This window comes from Butyrivibrio sp. X503, assembly GCF_003625475.1.
In the GTDB taxonomy this organism is placed as follows: Bacteria; Bacillota; Clostridia; order Lachnospirales; family Lachnospiraceae; genus Butyrivibrio.
The window spans coordinates 1-17,659 of record NZ_RAIQ01000006.1 but is presented as its reverse complement, the minus strand read 5'-3'; the positions used below and the strand labels follow the sequence as shown (position 1 = coordinate 17,659).

Genomic DNA, 17,659 nt, shown 5'->3' with positions numbered 1-17,659 from the left:
GACGTATATCCCGACGTTACCGGGAAGCGTATTCAACCATATGCTTAGGCTATGGCGCGTATGTGTAAACAGGTGGTATAACGAGTGAACATAATTTAGCCTCGTCCTTTTTACAAAGGACGGGGCTTCATTTTTTTGAAAGGAGTTTTGGAATGTATAACAAAGTCGAAACTGACATGAACTTTGTCGGCAGAGAGAAAAAGATTGAACAATTCTGGAAAGATGAGGACGTTTTCAAGAAGAGCGTGGATACTCGCAGTAAGGGTGAGATGTACATGTTCTATGACGGACCTCCGACAGCTAACGGTAAGCCTCATATCGGACACGTTCTTACAAGAGCGATCAAGGATATGATCCCCAGATATCGTACAATGAAAGGTTATACAGTTCCTCGTAAGGCAGGATGGGATACACACGGTCTTCCTGTTGAGCTTGAGGTTGAGAAACTCCTTGGTCTTGACGGAAAAGAGCAGATCGAAGAGTACGGAATGGAGCCTTTCATCCAGAAATGTAAGGAATCTGTTTGGAAATATAAGGGAATGTGGGAGGATTTCTCCGGCACAGTTGGTTTCTGGGCTGACATGGAGCACCCCTACATCACATATGATGACAACTTTATCGAGTCCGAATGGTGGGCTCTTAACGAGATCTGGAAAAAGGGTCTCCTTTACAAGGGCTTCAAGGTAGTTCCTTATTGCCCTCGCTGCGGCACACCTCTTTCATCGCACGAGGTTGCTCAGGGCTATAAGCTTTTGAAAGAGCGCACAGCCGTAGTTCGCTTCAAGGTTAAGGACGAGGATGCATATTTCCTTGCATGGACAACAACACCTTGGACACTTCCTTCAAACATCGGTCTTTGCGTTAACCCCGATGAGAAATATATCAAGGTTAAGGCTGTAGACGGCAACGTATATTACCTTGCAGAGGCACTTGCAGACAAGGTTCTCGGATCTCTTGTCCAGGAAGAGGGACAGAAGGCATACGAAGTTCTTGAATCATATGTCGGAACAGACCTTGAGTACAAGGAATATGAGCCTTTGTATCAGTGCGCAGCAGATGAAGCTGAGAAGCAGCACAAGAAGGCATTCTTTATCTATTGCGATACATATGTAACAATGTCAGACGGTACAGGTATCGTACACATCGCTCCCGCTTTCGGTGAAGACGATGCTCGTGTAGGACGTAAGTACGATGCGCCTCTTGTACAAATGGTAGATTCAGAAGGTAAGCTTAAGCCCGAGACTCCTTTCGGCGGCATGAGATGTAAGCCCACTCAGAAGGAAATGGAAGAGGGCGCGATCAGTGCGGATCCCGAGGTATTAAAAGACCTTGATAAGAGAGGCCTTCTCTATTCAGCACCTAAGATGGAGCATGATTATCCTCACTGCTGGAGATGCGGAACACCACTTCTTTACTATGCTCGTTCATCATGGTTCATCAAGGTTACAGAAGTTAAGGACGACCTTATCCGTAACAACAAAGAGATCAACTGGATCCCTGAGTCAATCGGTAAGGGACGTTTCGGAGACTGGCTTGAGAATATTCAGGACTGGGGTATCTCACGTGACAGATATTGGGGAACTCCTCTTAATATCTGGGAGTGTGATGACTGCGGCCACCAGCTTTCCGTTGGTTCAAGAAAAGAGCTTGCAGAGCTTTCGGGAGATCCTTCTGCTGAGACTTGCGAGCTTCACAGACCATATATTGATAAATTTGAGATCACATGTCCTAAGTGTGGCAAGAAGATGCACCGCGTAAAAGAGGTTATCGACTGCTGGTTTGATTCAGGAGCAATGCCTTTTGCACAGCTTCACTATCCATTTGAGAACAAGGAGCTTTTCGAGAAGCAGTTCCCCGCTCAGTTCATTTCAGAGGCTGTAGATCAGACAAGAGGTTGGTTCTATTCACTTCATGCTGAGGCAACACTTCTTTTCAACAAGCCTGCTTTTAAGAACGTTATCGTTCTTGGACTTGTTCAGGATGAGAACGGACAGAAGATGAGTAAGTCCAAGGGTAATGCGGTTGATCCTTTCGATGCACTTGCAAAGTACGGCGCAGATGCGATAAGATGGTACTTCTATGTAAACAGTGCACCTTGGCTTCCCAGCCGTTTCTCAGGTGATGCCGTTCAGGAAGGACAGCGTAAGTTCCTCGGAACACTTTGGAATACATATGCATTCTTCGTGCTTTATGCAAATATTGACGGATTTGATGCAGCTAATTACAAGCTTGAGCTCGATAAGCTCACGGTTATGGATAAATGGCTTCTCAGTAAGCTTAACAGCTGCGTAAAAGCAGTAGATGAGAACCTTGAGAATTACAGAATTCCTGAGGCAGGAAAGGCTCTTGATAACTTTGTTGACGAGATGTCCAACTGGTACGTTCGCCGCAGCAGAGAAAGATTCTGGGCAAAGGGAATGGAGCAGGATAAGATCTCTGCATACATGACTCTTTACACTGCACTTGTTAATATTTCCAAGGCAGCAGCGCCCATGGTTCCTTTCATGACTGAGGAAATTTACCAGAATCTTGTTCGTACAAGCTTCCCGGATGCTCCTATCAGTATCCACCTCTGCGATTTCCCTGCAGTAGATCAGGCAATGATCGATGAGAAGCTTGAAAAGGATATGGAAGAAGTTCTTGATATCGTAGTACTCGGCCGTGCTGCAAGAAACGCAGCAAACATCAAGAACCGTCAGCCTATCGGACAGATGTATGTTAAGGCAGAGCAGACTGTTGGTGAATTCTACACAGATATCATCAGAGAAGAGCTCAATGTCAAGAATGTTGCATTTACGGATGACGTTCGCGACTTTACAAGCTACAGCTTCAAGCCTCAGCTTAAGACACTCGGACCTAAATACGGCAAGAACATCGGAGCTATCAAGGCATATCTTGAAGGTCTTGACGGTAACGCTACAATGGATGAGCTTAATACTAACGGCAGCATCAAGTTTAACGTAAACGACGTTGATGTTGAGCTCGTTAAGGAAGATCTCCTTATCGAGATCGCTCAGAAGGAAGGCTTCATTTCTCAGGAGAACTGGGGAATCACAGTTGTGCTTGATACAAATCTTTCAGAAGAGCTTATCAAGGAAGGTTTTGTTCTCGAAATTATCAGTAAGATCCAGACAATGCGTAAGGATTCAGACTTCGAAGTTATGGATCACATCAAGGTTTCACTTAACGGTAACGACAAGCTTGCCGAGATCGTTAAGGCCAACAACGACAGCATTGCAACCAAGGTACTTGCCAACGAGATCGTATTCGGCACAGACGTTGCCAATGCAAAAGAATGGGATATCAACGGCGAGAAGGTTACTATCGGCGTAGAAAAGGTTTGATAAATATAGCCTTAAGTACTATACTTTTATCAAGTGAATCAAAGAGGATTCCGCTTCCTAAGCGGAGTCCTCTTTTTGGTATCACGAAATAGTTTGATTATTAACTGTTTTGCGGTAAAATATTGATAGGTATACGTTTGCAACAGCTAAGGAGGGCGCATCGCATGAAGAAGAAACAGTTATCTTTTGACAAAGAATTGTTTACGCGCAGTGTGCTATACAACGTAAAGACTCTGTACAGAAAGACTATGGAAGAGGCAACGCCTCAGGAAATATACCAGGCGGCTGCTTACGCTATCAAGGATGCCATTGTCGACCATTGGATGACTACGCAGAAGGCGGCATCTGAGCAGGACGTTAAGATTGTCTACTATATGTCTATGGAATTCCTTATGGGAAGGGCATTTGGCAACAATCTTATCAATCTTCAGGCTTATAAGCCGGTAAAAGAGGCTCTTGATGAGCTCGGAATAGATGTTAACCTGATCGAAGATCAGGAACCCGATCCTGCGCTTGGAAACGGAGGTCTTGGAAGACTTGCGGCTTGCTTCCTTGACTCATTATCCACGCTTGGCTACATGGCTTACGGCTGTGGAATACGCTACAAATACGGTATGTTTAAGCAAAAAATCGTGGATGGTTATCAGGTTGAAGCGCCTGACAACTGGCTTGAGAACGGTAATCCTTTTGAGCTTAGACGAAACGAATACGAAAAAGAAGTCAAATTTGGCGGATACGTAAACATGTATACCGATGACAAGGGAAGAACCTTGTTTAAACAGGAAGGCTATCAAGTGGTTAAGGCTGTTCCTTACGATCTTCCTATCGTCGGCTACGGAAACGGCGTAGTCAACACACTTAGGATCTGGGGGGCCGAGCCTGTACAGTGCTTCCACCTTGACTCTTTTGACAAGGGTGATTATCAGAAGGCTGTCGAGCAGGAGAACCTTGCAAGCCAGCTCTGTGAAGTTCTGTATCCCAATGACAATCATATCGCGGGAAAAGAGCTGAGATTAAAGCAGCAGTATTTCTTTATCTCCGCTTCTGTTCAGACTGCGCTGAAGAGATATTTAAGAAACCACAAGGATATCAAGAAGTTTTACGAAAAGGCTGTATTTCAGCTGAATGATACGCATCCGACGGTGGCAGTTGCGGAGCTCATGCGTCTTTTGATGGATGAATATTTCCTTTCATGGGACGAAGCATGGGATGTTACATTAAAGACCTGCTGCTATACAAACCATACGATAATGTCGGAGGCGCTGGAGAAATGGCCTGTTGACCTGTTCCAGAGACTTCTTCCGAGAATCTATCAGATAGTTGATGAGATAAACAGAAGATTTGTCGATCAGATCATGCGTAAGTACACCAATCAGGCGGGAATCGACGTTCAAGCCAAGATAAGAAGTATGGCTATACTCTATGACAATCAGGTTAAGATGGCTCATCTTGCGATCGTGGGCGGGCATTCCGTAAACGGTGTTGCCAAGCTCCATACTGAGATTCTTAAGCAAAGAGAGCTCAAGGATTTCTATGAGATGATGCCCGAGAAGTTCAATAACAAGACCAACGGTATCACTCAGAGAAGATTCCTTATGCATGCAAATCCTCTTTTGGCGGAATGGATCACCAAGAAGATCGGAGACGAGTGGATCGTCGATCTTTCTCAGATGTCCAAGCTAAAAGACTTTGCAGATAACAAGAAGGCTCAGGAAGAGTTCATGGATATCAAGTTCAAGAACAAGGAGAGACTTGCGGCTTATATCCTTGAGCACAACGGCGTTAAGGTCGATCCCAAGTCCATATTTGATGTTCAGGTAAAAAGACTTCATGAATATAAACGTCAGCTCCTCAATATCCTTCAGGTAATTTATAAGTACCATGATATTAAGAGTCATCCCGGACAGGACTTCTATCCGAAGACTTATATCTTCGGAGCAAAGGCAGCAGCCGGTTATCTTACCGCGAAGCTTACGATCAAGCTTATAAACGCAGTGGCCGACGTTGTTAATAACGACAAGAGTATCGGCGGAAAGATAAAAGTCGTATTCATAGAAGATTACAAAGTATCTAATGCAGAGCTTATCTTTGCAGCAGCCGATGTATCCGAGCAGATATCGACAGCAAGTAAAGAGGCGTCCGGAACAGGTAACATGAAGATGATGTTAAACGGTGCTGTTACACTCGGAACACTGGACGGAGCGAATGTAGAGATCGTAAATGAAGTCGGAGAAGAAAATGCGTTTATCTTCGGACTTACTTCTCAGGAAGTTATGGATTACGAAAAGAACGGAAACTATAATCCGATGGATATCTACAACAGCGATCCTAATGTAAAGACGGTTCTTGATATGCTTGTTGACGGAACGTTCTCCAAAGATAAGGAACTGTTCAGACCTTTATACAACTGCCTTCTCAATACGCAGAATTCAAGCAAAGCAGATCAGTACTTTATCTTAAAAGATTTTGAGTCCTATCTGGAAGCACAGAAGAGAATCTCGGATGCATACTCCGATAAGAAACGCTGGGCGAAGATGGCACTTCTTAACACTGCAAGCTGCGGTAAATTCTCGTCTGACAGAACTATAAAAGAGTATGTTGATGAGGTATGGCACCTCGATAAGCTCAAAGTGGATATCAAGTAAGTAAAAAAAGTATAAAAACGCCTCGACTACTACTGTTGAGGCGTTGTTTTTTGATTTTTTTTACTGTAAAATATTAGATACGTTTTATCGCTGATTTACTTATTGTAATCGGCTGTTGGAGGATTAGTAATTATATGGCGAAAAATATACAAGATGAGCTTGTAGATGTAGGCAAGGATATACTAAAAAGCGTTTCGGCCGCAATTGACAGTAACGATTACAGTAAACTTGCTTCGGATATCACAAGAAGTGTTAAGTCGGTTTCGATACCTAAACATACGATATATTCAAGCGGAGGTCAGGGCAGAGTATACAGGCAGCAGTATAATGCTGCAAGGATACAGAGACAGATTCCTTTTTTACAAAAGAGGGTAAACAGATCCGAGGGTTTTTTAAGTGTTTTTTTCGGAAGTTTCTTCGGTGCAATAGCCGGAGTCGGTGCTCTTTTTACATTTATCATGGGTGCAACGCCGGCAGCAATAGCATTGGGCGCAATTTTTGGAATGATGTGCTTTGTTATACATAGAGGTGCCAAGAAGCATAAGCTTACCAAGAAATATTATGATTACGGAAGAGTGCTCGGAACGGTTGAGTATTTTGATATCAGCGCACTTGCGCAAAGGTGCCTTAAAAGTGACGAGGCGGTTCTTAAGGACATAAAAAAACTGATCAAGGAGGGGTATCTTCCTAGAGCAAGACTCGACGCAACCGAAAAGACCTGCATGATAACGGACAACGCTTATCAGATGTATCTTGGGGCTGAAAAGGACAGAGTCGAGAGAGAAAGAAAAGAGCTTGAAGAGGCCAATAAGAAAGCAAGACAGGAAGCAGGACTTCCCGGAACGGCAAAAGATATATTAGGCGACGGAACGGAATACATTAAGTTTGTCAGAACGATCAATGACAAGATTCCCGATACGGAAGAGATGTCAGATAAGTTGTATCGTTTGGAAGAGATCATGAACAAGATCTTTGCTCAGGTTCGCAAGAATCCCGAGAGCGCTGACGAACTTCACAAGCTTATGGATTATTATCTTCCGACAACCAAGAAGCTTTTATCCGCATATATCGAGCTTGAAAAGCAACCCGATCTGGATAACGTAACCAAGACCAAGGCTGAGATCAGTGATGCCATGGATACGATCAACGAAGCGTTTGAGAATCTTTTGGACAGCCTGTTTCAGGATATGGCGTGGGATATTTCTTCGGATATCTCCGTTATGAAGACAATGATGGCACAGGACGGACTTACTGCAGAAGGGCAAGGAGTTGCCATGCAGATGAAGAGCGAATAAGAAATACATAATCAGGAGGAAATGATGGGCGAGGAATTTAACTTTGATGCAGCTCCCGCTGCACCTACACTTACTTTTGGGGAGGGAACGGCAACCGCAGCTGCTACAGCAACGCAGGAAGCTCCCAAGGAAGAAGCTAAAGATAACGGCAATGTCGCTATGGAGGCACAGCTTTCTCCGGAGGAACTTAAGCAGGTTGAGGAATTCAGCAAGCAGATCGATATAGCCAATTCAGCAGGAATAATGAACTATGGCGTCGGAACACAGAAAAAGCTTGCGGATTTTTCAGAGAAGGCACTTGATAACGTAAAGACAAAGGATATGGGCGAAGTTGGTGATATGATCACCGATCTTGTTACTCAGCTTAAGAGCTTCGAGATTGCCGAGGATGAAAAAGGCTTATTTGCATTTTTCAAGAAGGGTGCAAACAAGTTTGAGGCAATGAAGGCTAAGTACAACAAGGTTGAGACCAACGTTCAGACTATCAGTAAAGAGCTTGAAAGACATCAGATCACACTTATGAAGGACGTTGATATCCTCGACAAGATGTATGATCTTAATCTTAACTACTACAAAGAGCTTTCAATGTACATTCTTGCAGGAAAGAAGAGACTTGAAGAAGAGAGAACCACAACTCTTGTTGAGCTTCAGAAGAAGGCTGAGGAGTCAGGTCTTCCCGAGGATGCGGAGAAAGCCAAGGATTTTGCCAATAAGTGCGACAGATTTGAGAAGAAGATCTATGATCTTGAGCTTACAAGAACAATAGCTATGCAGACAGGTCCTCAGATCCGTATGGTACAGAGTTCCGATACCGTTATGGCAGAGAAGATTCAGTCTACTATAGTTAACACGATTCCTCTTTGGAAGAACCAGATGGTCATCGCTATCGGAATCGAGCATTCAACTCAGGCAGCTCAGGCTGAGCGCGAAGTTAACGATATGACCAACAAGCTTCTTAAGAAGAATGCAGACGCTCTCAAGGTTGCTACCATCGAGAGCGCCAAGGAAGCAGAGAGAGGAATCGTTGATATCGAGACACTTAAGCATACCAACGAGACTCTTATTACAACTCTCGATGAAGTTCTTAAGATCCAGACCGACGGTAAGGCAAGACGTCGCGAGGCAGAGCTTGAGCTTACTCAGATCGAGAATCAGCTTAAGGATAAGCTTATCGAAGCTGCCAAGAACTAAGGGGTAGGGGGTTACAATGATCGATCAGGACATCAAAAAAGCGGTAATAGACGCTTTTAACAAGGTATTTCCGGATGGAGGTGAAATAAAGACATATTTCGCTCCGGGAAGGGTTAATTTAATCGGGGAACATACGGATTATAACGGCGGGCATGTATTTCCGTGCGCACTGACCATAGGAACATACGCCGCTGTTTCTAAGAGGAATGACAACAAGCTTAGATTTTATTCTGTAAATATCGAAAGCGCAGGTGTTATAGAGACATCTCTCGATGATCTAAAGCCATCCGATGAAGCGGGATGGACCAATTATCCCAAGGGCGTTGTATGGGCTTTTGAAAAAAGAGGAAAGAAGCTTGATACAGGCTTTGATATGGCTATTTACGGAAATATTCCAAACGGATCGGGACTTTCATCATCAGCGTCTCTAGAGGTGCTTACAGGATTTATTTTAAGAGATCTGTATGGATTTGAAGTTTCCAATCAGGATATTGCGCTTATCGGCCAGTATTCGGAGAACAATTACAACGGTTGCAACTGTGGAATCATGGATCAGTTTGCTTCCGCGATGGGCAAAGAGAACAATGCGATATTCCTTGATACCGCGGATCTTTCCTATGAATATGCGCCTATTGTATTAAAGGGTGCAAAGATTGTTATCGCAAACACCAATAAAAAGCATAAGCTTACGGATTCGCAGTACAACGCAAGACGAAAAATGTGTGAGGATGCACTTGCGATACTTCAAAAGAGCTTGGACATAAAAGGACTTGGCGATCTTACTCCGGAAGAGTTTGAGGAGCATAAAGCTCTTTTGACGGATCCCGATATGCAAAAGAAGGCTAAACATGCCGTATATGAGAATCAGAGAACGATTGATGCAGTCAAGGCTCTTAAGGCAGGTAATCTCGATGAGTTCGGTAAACTTATGAGAGCATCACATGAATCTCTCCGTGATGACTATGATGTTACGGGAGTAGAGCTAGATACGCTTGCAGAGGAAGCGTGGAAGATACCCGGAGTTATCGGATCAAGAATGACAGGTGGCGGCTTCGGAGGTTGTACGGTTTCAATCGTAAAAGATGAAGCTGTAGACAATTTCATTAAGACAGTCGGAGAAAACTATCTTAAAAAGATCGGATACGAAGCCACCTTCTATATTGTAGAAATAGGCGGAGGCCCTTGCGTTATCTAATTTTCAAGTAATGCCAAGATGTTCTTTTTGCTGAGAGAATTAAGATTTTTTGCAATGGGAATAAGTCCCTCAATTTTTCTTTTTATCTCTTCTTCATTGAGACCAAGCTTGGTTCTGTACATATCTGCAAGAAGCTTGTAGGTTGCGGTCACGTCAGATCTTGTCTTGACCGCAAACTCAAGCACCTTGGCAGAATCTTCATATCTTCCGAGATTATATAATTCTTTTCCCCAATCCTGAAGAGCACATACAAGTGAAGTGTAATTCTGATCGTATTTGGACAGTTCTGTGATATTGGCTGTTCCGTATTCAAGCTTGAGGTCAGTGTTTGTAATTCCCGTAAGATTAACTATTTTCTCGTCTTTAAGTTCAAGAACATTTTTCTCTGCTTCTTTTAAGGTGGTATTGTCGCCTGCAGTATCAAACGGAAGAATATCGATAGGGATGTGGATATAGTCAAGATTTTCGAGACTCTTTTTCCTGACATTATTGGCTTCGCGTTCTTTTTGCCAGAATTCGGCCTCTCTTGCTTCTTCTTTTCTTGAGACTCTGCGCATACTGATATTAAAAAAAATTGCTACTACAACGAAGCTTGCGAAAAATGGGAATTTCATCTATAATATCCTTTCAGTGATCAAGGCTTTTTAAGTTAATAATATAAGAACATAATAGCACAGAGGAAGCATTATGAAAAAACTATTTGGAGGGATTTGCCTCTTTTTCTTACTGGCGTTTTTAATTCCCTCAGCACCTGTAATTGCTGCGGAAAAGACAATCGCAAAAGGGGTCAGCATCGGAAATATTGATGTGTCGGGAATGACTGTTGAACAGGCGACCGCGGCGGTGGAAGACTACTTTAACAATCTGCTTGAGGCAGAGATCTCATTAACGGGAGAAGAAGATCAGCAGCTCACTATTACAGGTTCTGAGCTGGGAGTTTCCTGGGATAACAGAGACGTTGTTGAAGAGGCTTATGCTCTCGGACACGAAGGAAATGTTATCGCGAGATACAAGGCGATCAAGGATCTTGAGGTCAACAATTATAATTTTGATATAGAGTACGGATTTAACGACGAGGCCGTAACGGCGGTTCTTGATAACTGCGCCAAGAATTTTAACAGAGAGACCATTAATTTCGGTCTTAAAAAAGGTGCGGATGGATTTGAGATAACCGAAGGACAGACAGGATATCTTGTAGATACAGCTGCGTCCGCCGAGCTTATCAAGACCTATGTTAAAGACGGCAAGGTAGGAAGCGGCGAGGCTCTTGCACTTACAATTAACGCAGATGAGCCTTTGGGAAGCACAGAAGAGCTTTCCAAGGTAAAAGATGTTCTTGGTTCATTTACGACCAGCTATAAATCATCCAATGCAGCAAGAAGTGCCAATCTTGCCAATGGTTGTTCGCATATTAATGGAGCTACGGTTTATCCCGGACAGGAATTCAACGTACTTGATGCCATAACTCCGTTTACTGTGGAAAACGGTTATTTTGAAGCGGGTTCATACCTTAACGGTGTAGTTGTTCCCAGCTTGGGCGGCGGTATCTGTCAGGTGTCCACAACACTGTACAATGCTGTACTTCTTGCGGAGCTTGAGGTTACCGAAAGACACAACCATTCAATGGTAGTTAATTATGTTGCTTACTCAGCTGATGCTGCCATCGCGGAGTCGGGCGGTAAGAACTTCAGATTTGTAAATAATACTGATGCGCCAATCTACATCGAAGGCTATACAACAACCGACAAGCACATCACGTTCAATATTTACGGACATGAGACAAGACCTGCGGGAAGAACAGTTTCTTATCAGAGTGAGACAATAGAGCAGACATCTCCTTCCGCGGATCAGATCGTAACGGATGGCGGACAGGCACTCGGACATGTCGGAGTACAGTCTGCACACGTCGGTATTAAGGCTAAGCTCATTAAGACAGTGACAGAGAACGGTCAGAAGACCAGCGAGGTAGTAAATTCCAGTACTTATAAGATGGTTCCCAGGATTATTTCCGTGGGCACATCGGGAGCTGACGGTAATGACATGGCTAAGCTTAACAACGCCATAGCAACGGGCGATCTTGGAACGATCAAGGCAGTAGCAGGAGCTCTCAGAGCTGCCAAGGATTCTGAAAGTTCCGAAGGATCGGAAGCAGCTTACCAGGCAGCGCAGGATGCAATAGATGCAGCCAATACTCCTCAGGAAGAGCCTGCGCCCGAAGAGTGATAAAGAAAAGGACCTTTTTAAAAAGGCATGAAAATAGGTAAATTATCCGAGAACGCTTTAAAGCGTTCCGTACTAAAACCGATAAAGACCGAATTTAAAGAAAGAGTAAGCGCAGCTGTAGGGACAGACTGCGCTTTTTCTGATTCTGAAAATGCTTTTTCTGTAACGCATTCTTTTACGCTTGATGTGGAGGATGCCGGTTTTTATGCCGTGATCAAGGCGGTTAACGGCTTGGTCTCACAGGGACTTAAGCCCGATCATGTTGTTGTGGCAATCATTCTTGATCCCGATACCGAGGAAAAGAAATTAAAGCAGATAATAAAGGATAGCATTGAAGCCTGCAAGGTATGCGATGTTATATATGCAGGCGGACATACCGAAGTATCCGCGGCCGTAAAGAGCCCTGTCATAACAGTGACCGCGGTGGGAACAAAAGAGGATAAGCATTTAGCAGGCAAAAACAAAGCACTCAAAGCGGGGCTGTCACTTGTAGTAACCAATTGGGTAGGACTTGAGGGAACCGCAATAATAGCGAAGGCGGGCAAGAAAGAACTGACATCCAAATATCCTGCTTCGTTTATAGATGATGCGATAGATTTTAAGAGTTATGCATTTGTGGCGAAAGAGGCTGCAGTCGCCATAAAGTCCGGAGCCATAGCCGTTCACGATCTTTCAAACGGAGGCATTTTTGCCGGACTTTGGGAGATGGCGGAGCGAGCGGGAACCGGACTGAATGTGGATCTTAAGCATATTCCCGTCAGACAGGAAACAATAGAAATCTGCGAGTTCTACGAGATCAATCCGTACAGATTATTGTCGGGAGGAGCTCTTTTGATAGCAACGACTGATGGAGAGAGCATGGTCGCCGCCCTTAATGAGGTGGGATGTGCCGCTTTCGTTATCGGAACATTAGAGAGCGGGAACGACAGGATAATAGTAAATGCGGATGAGAGCAGATTCTTGGAGCTTCCGCAGCCTGATGAGATACACAAGGTTGTTTGTTGATTTGTTTCTTCCTACCTAGTATTATAGTTAGCGGAGAGAATAGAAAAGAGGAGTGATGAATATGGGTACAAGAGAAGAAATCTTAAGAATCATAGAGAAGAATAGCCGTATCGATGTACATGAGCTTAGTGTAATGATCGGTGCGGATGAAATAGCTGTCGCCAATGAACTCAAGGCTCTTGAAGAAGAGGGTGTTATCTGCGGATATCACACAATGGTTGATTGGTCCAAGACAGAGATAGAGAAAGTTAACGCTCTTATCGAGGTTAAGGTTACACCTCAGAGAGGACTTGGATTTGACAGCATTGCTGAGAGAATCTACAAGTATCCCGAGGTTACAAGCGTTTACCTTATGAGCGGCGGTTTTGACCTCATGGTTATCCTTGAAGGAAAGTCTTTACAGGAGGTAGCGGGCTTTGTTAATAACAAGCTTGCCACTTTGGATACGGTTCTTAGCACCGCTACGCATTTCATCTTAAAGAAATACAAGGATCACGGAACCATCCTTACCAAGAAGTATGAAGACACAAGGGAGATAATAACGCCATGAGAAATCCTATAGGAAAAAAGGTTGTAGATATTAAACCTTCCGGTATAAGAAAGTTTTTTGACATTGTCCAGGAGACAGAAGGCGCTATTTCATTAGGTGTCGGCGAGCCTGATTTTGACACGCCATGGCATATAAGAGATGAGGGTATCTATTCTCTCGAAAAAGGCAGAACCTTCTATACATCAAACTCCGGATTAAAAGAACTCAGACAGGAAGTATCCAATTATATAAAAAGAACTCAGGGAGTCACCTACGATCCCATAAAAGAAATATTTGTTACGGTAGGCGGTTCGGAAGCAATAGACCTTGCGCTTCGTGCAATGGTAGATCCCGGTGATGAGGTGCTTATTCCTCAGCCCAGCTATGTTTCATACGAACCCTGCGCAATACTTGCAGATGCCAAGCCCGTTATCATAGAACTTAAGGTTGAGAATGAGTTCAGACTTACAGCACAGGAGGTGCTCGACAAGATCACGGACAAGACCAAGATCTTGATACTTCCTTTCCCTAACAATCCTACGGGAGCAGTTATGGGAAAAGAGGACCTTGAAGCAATAGCAAAGGTTGTTGTTGAAAAAGATCTTTATGTGATCTCCGACGAGATATATTCTGAGCTTACCTATAACGGAAAGCATGTATCTATTGTTTCCTTGCCCGGCATGAAGGAGAGGACCATTTTGATAAACGGTTTCTCCAAAGCATATGCTATGACCGGTTGGAGACTTGGTTACGCATGCGGTCCCGAAGAGATCATGAGTCAGATGGTCAAGATTCATCAGTTTGCTATCATGTGCGCACCGACAACCAGCCAGTACGCTGCTATAGAGGCGCTTAAGAACGGCGACGATGACGTTAAGATGATGCGAGAGCAGTACAATCACAGAAGAAGATATCTTCTTAATGAATTTGAGAGGATCGGACTTCCCTGTTTTGAGCCGTACGGCGCATTTTACGTATTTCCATCTATCAAGAAGTTCGGAATGAGCAGCGAAGAATTCTGTACAAGGCTTCTTAAAGAGGAGAAGCTTGCTGTAGTTCCCGGAACAGCTTTTGGTGGTTGCGGAGAGGGCTACATAAGGATTTCATATGCTTATTCAGTCGAAAATTTAAAGGCAGCTATGGAAAGGCTGGAGAATTTTATATCCAAGCTCTAATTTAATAATTAAGTAAAATTCACAAACCCCCGGAATGTTATAAAAACATTCTGGGGGTTTTTACAATTACGAAAAAATCCGCGTTTGTTGAGTTTTTACTTAACAAAAAGGCTTTTGTTAAGTAATCATTGCTATTTTGAAGATTAATTTTTGTGCAGATTTGCACATTGTGCACAAAAATATTTTGTTGTTACAATAAAAATAGCTTAAACGTTTAAGGGGAATTACTAAAAGTTCATTACATTAAATCAAGGGGGTGAAACGTTTAATGAAAAGAAAGCTATCAGTAGTTTTAAGTACGGCGCTGGCAGCAGGAACAATTATGGCACAGGGGGTGCCGGTAATTGCTGCACCGCAGATCAGACCGTACGGAGCAGTCGAAGCAGAACTTGATTTCGATCACGATCATCAAGGAACTGTCACAGACGAGTATGACGTTACAGCAGTAAATCTCAAGAGTGGGGACTATTTTTCTACACAATCTGTGAATTTCTCACAGGGAGTCTCAAAGATAACTTTAAAAATTAAAGCAGAAGAGACGGGAGTCATTGAACTTCGTAAAGGTGGAAAAGATGGAGACAAGATTGGAAACATCAAGTATAAAGCCACCGACGGATTTGATGAATTCAGCGTATCTGTATCAGGCATAGATGATTTAGATGCCATTGCTTTTGTAAACGTCGCAGGATCATGCCTTGTAGACAGCTGGACAGCAGAGCCCGGCTCTACATCAGAAGAGCCTGATGAACCGGAGACACCGGATCAGCCTGAACAGCCTGATCAGCCGGAAGTTCCGGATCAGCCCGACGTTCCCGATGTTCCGGATGAACCCGAACCTTCTCAGGTTGGAATGGTTAATCCTTACGAAAGGGTTGAGGCAGAAGATTCTGCTGAAAGAGTAAGCGCAAAGATCGTACCCAATAAAGAGTCTGTATTTATTGATGATGGCGGATATGTCATTGCCAAGAATGTAGATTTCTCAAAGGGTGTTTCAGAAGTAAAAGTATATGCAAAGTCAACACAGCCCAGAGTTAAGCTCGGTGTCTATGTGGATGGAACCGACACATTGGTTGGTGAGATCAATATCGGCACAGACATGACTTCAGCAGCAACACTTGAAGTTTCATCAGCTCTTTCAGGAAAGCACGATGTATATTTCAAGGCAGCAGGCGGTTCTGTTCAGCTCGATGCATGGGAAGCATCTGAGGGAACAGGAACAGTGGAGCAGCCTCCTGTGGTTGAGCCTCCGGTAAGTGGCGGCGTAAATCCTTATACCACAGTAGCGGCTAAGGATTATGTAGACGAGAAGAAAGATGCAATGGTTACACCTATGGGTGCATCCGTAAACATCCTTACAGAAGGCGGATATTTTGCTGTAAAGGATGTAAATCTTTCAAGCGGTGTTTCTTCATTTACAGTTAAAGCCGGAGCAAAAGTGGCTTCTGTAGTTGAGATCAGATTAGATAAAGCTGACGGTGAGAAGATCGCTACAGTTAGAGTTGCGACAGAGGCAAAAGAGATCAAGACTTCCGCATTAGCTGATGTTAGCGGAAAGCACACTCTTTACTTTGTAGCAGTAAAAGGTTCAGGAATAAACATTGATACTTGGCAGGCAGAAGCAGGTCAGGGAACAGTGGAGCAGCCTCCTGTAGTAGAACCTCCTGTAAGCAGTGGTGTTAGCCCTTACGTGAAGACCGAGGCAGAGACAGCCGATGCTTCATTGTTTGTTAATGCAATGGCAGCACCTGCAGGTGGAAAGTCAGTTGTGATCAACGCTGATGGATATATCCGTATCAACAATCTTGATTTCTCAGAGGGACTTTCATCCTTCAATGTATATGCAAGATCATCAGCACCTAGAACAAAGTTAAATGTTTATGTCGATGATTCATTAACACCTATAGGATCGGTAGACCTTGGAACAGACATGAGTAAGGCAACCGAACTTAAGGTTTCCTCAAGCATTACCGGAAATCATTACATTTACTTTGAAGCAAAGGGCGGATCAGTAACACTTGATGCTTGGCAGGCAGTAGCAGCTTCAGGAACAGTGGAGCAGCCTCCTGTAGTAGAGCCTCCTGTAAGCGGCGGAGTTAATCCTTATGCTTCAGTTGAGACAGAAACAGCTACAAAAGACGATATGTCAAGCAATGTAATGGTAACACCCAAGAAAGATGGTATAACATTACTTAACGCAGGCAGTTATGTGATCGCGAGAAATGTAAACTTCTCAAATGGCGTATCAGAGATCACGGTTAAATCCGGATCAAAGACGCCCGCAAAGCTTGAGATGAGAGTAGATAAGGCTGACGGAGCACTTCTTGCAAGCATCATGATCAGTGGTGATACAGTAGCTGCTAAAAAGACTTCAGCACTTATGAATCTCACCGGAACACATGACATTTATCTTGTATCTGCGACCGGAACAGGTATAACAGTAGATTCTTGGACAGCAACAGCAGCTTCAGGAACAGTAGAGCAGCCTCCTGTAGTAGAGCCTCCTGTAAGTGGAACAGTAAATCCTTACCAGAAGGTTGAGGCAGAAGCATCTGCAGAGCTTAGCGATGCAAGGCTTGCACCTAACAAGCAGTCAGTGATCATCAACAAGAACGGATATGCAGTAGCAAAGAATGTAGATCTTTCAAAGGGCATATCAGCACTTACAGTTATGGCAAGAGCAAGTGCAGGAAGCAGACTGGAAGTAAGACTTGATAAGGCTGACGGAGAGCGCATCGCAATGTTCATGGTAGGAACAGAAGCGAAAGAGCTGAACTTCAATACCACAGCGAGCGTAACAGGAACACATGACCTCTACTTCGTAGATGTAATGGATGGAAGCATCACATTAGACTATTGGCAGGCAACAGCAGCAGACGGAACAGTAGAGCAGCCTCCTGTAGTAGAGCCTCCTGTAAGTGGAACAGTAAATCCTTACCAGAAGGTTGAGGCAGAGGATTCTGCTGAGTTGAGTTCTGCATTACTTGCACCTAACAAGCAGTCTGTACTTATCAACAAGAACGGATATGCAGTAGCAAAGAATGTAGACCTTTCAAAGGG

The 17,659-nt window shown here is 43.8% G+C and carries 11 protein-coding genes and 1 other annotated feature (1 of these 12 cut by a window edge); of the genes, 10 read left to right on the top strand and 1 reads right to left on the bottom strand.

Features of this window, described 5'->3' with window-relative positions; all coding sequences use genetic code 11:
* Positions 1-112, top strand: a binding site (T-box leader) (it extends 132 nt beyond the left edge of the window).
* Positions 113-152: 40 nt separating this feature from the next.
* The 5 genes from ileS (at position 153) to D6853_RS11490 (ending at position 9,670) form a co-directional block, all read left to right on the top strand.
* Positions 153-3,344, top strand: coding sequence for an isoleucine--tRNA ligase (gene ileS, locus D6853_RS11510; protein WP_120658157.1), 3,192 nt, complete (start codon positions 153-155; stop codon positions 3,342-3,344).
* A 164-nt stretch (positions 3,345-3,508) separates the two neighbouring features.
* The gene (locus D6853_RS11505) at positions 3,509-5,989 is read left to right on the top strand and encodes a glycogen/starch/alpha-glucan phosphorylase (RefSeq protein WP_120658156.1); all 2,481 of its coding nucleotides are present in this window, start codon (positions 3,509-3,511) and stop codon (positions 5,987-5,989) included.
* A gap of 134 nt (positions 5,990-6,123) precedes the next feature.
* The gene (locus D6853_RS11500) at positions 6,124-7,284 is read left to right on the top strand and encodes a 5-bromo-4-chloroindolyl phosphate hydrolysis family protein (RefSeq protein ID WP_120658155.1); all 1,161 of its coding nucleotides are present in this window, start codon (positions 6,124-6,126) and stop codon (positions 7,282-7,284) included.
* Between the two features lie 24 nt (positions 7,285-7,308).
* Positions 7,309-8,475 (top strand): toxic anion resistance protein, encoded by a 1,167-nt coding sequence (locus tag D6853_RS11495; protein ID WP_120658154.1) that lies wholly within the window; start codon positions 7,309-7,311, stop codon positions 8,473-8,475.
* Positions 8,476-8,491: 16 nt separating this feature from the next.
* Positions 8,492-9,670: a galactokinase gene (locus D6853_RS11490; RefSeq protein ID WP_199713029.1), complete on the top strand. Its 1,179-nt coding sequence runs from the start codon at positions 8,492-8,494 to the stop codon at positions 9,668-9,670.
* On the opposite strand, the gene D6853_RS11485 is transcribed toward D6853_RS11490, so the two are convergent.
* Positions 9,667-10,284, bottom strand: a complete 618-nt coding sequence (locus D6853_RS11485) for a hypothetical protein (protein ID WP_120658153.1) — start codon at positions 10,282-10,284, stop codon at positions 9,667-9,669. The two genes, D6853_RS11490 and D6853_RS11485, sit on opposite strands and share 4 nt — an antisense overlap.
* Before the next feature lie 73 nt (positions 10,285-10,357).
* Here D6853_RS11485 and D6853_RS11480 point away from each other — a divergent pair, with 73 nt between their 5' ends.
* The 5 genes from D6853_RS11480 to D6853_RS11460 form a co-directional block, all read left to right on the top strand.
* Positions 10,358-11,893 (top strand): VanW family protein, encoded by a 1,536-nt coding sequence (locus D6853_RS11480; protein ID WP_120658152.1) that lies wholly within the window; start codon positions 10,358-10,360, stop codon positions 11,891-11,893.
* A 27-nt stretch (positions 11,894-11,920) separates the two neighbouring features.
* Complete coding sequence (locus tag D6853_RS11475; RefSeq protein ID WP_120658151.1) at positions 11,921-12,898, top strand: AIR synthase-related protein; 978 nt, start codon at positions 11,921-11,923, stop codon at positions 12,896-12,898.
* A gap of 61 nt (positions 12,899-12,959) precedes the next feature.
* The gene (locus D6853_RS11470) at positions 12,960-13,448 is read left to right on the top strand and encodes an Lrp/AsnC family transcriptional regulator (RefSeq protein WP_120658295.1); all 489 of its coding nucleotides are present in this window, start codon (positions 12,960-12,962) and stop codon (positions 13,446-13,448) included.
* Complete coding sequence (locus D6853_RS11465; RefSeq protein WP_120658150.1) at positions 13,445-14,602, top strand: pyridoxal phosphate-dependent aminotransferase; 1,158 nt, start codon at positions 13,445-13,447, stop codon at positions 14,600-14,602. The genes D6853_RS11470 and D6853_RS11465 overlap by 4 nt, the downstream gene beginning before the upstream one ends.
* A 268-nt stretch (positions 14,603-14,870) precedes the next feature.
* Positions 14,871-17,659 (top strand): carbohydrate-binding protein (locus D6853_RS11460; protein ID WP_120658149.1); only part of this gene is annotated, 2,789 nt, incomplete at its 3' end.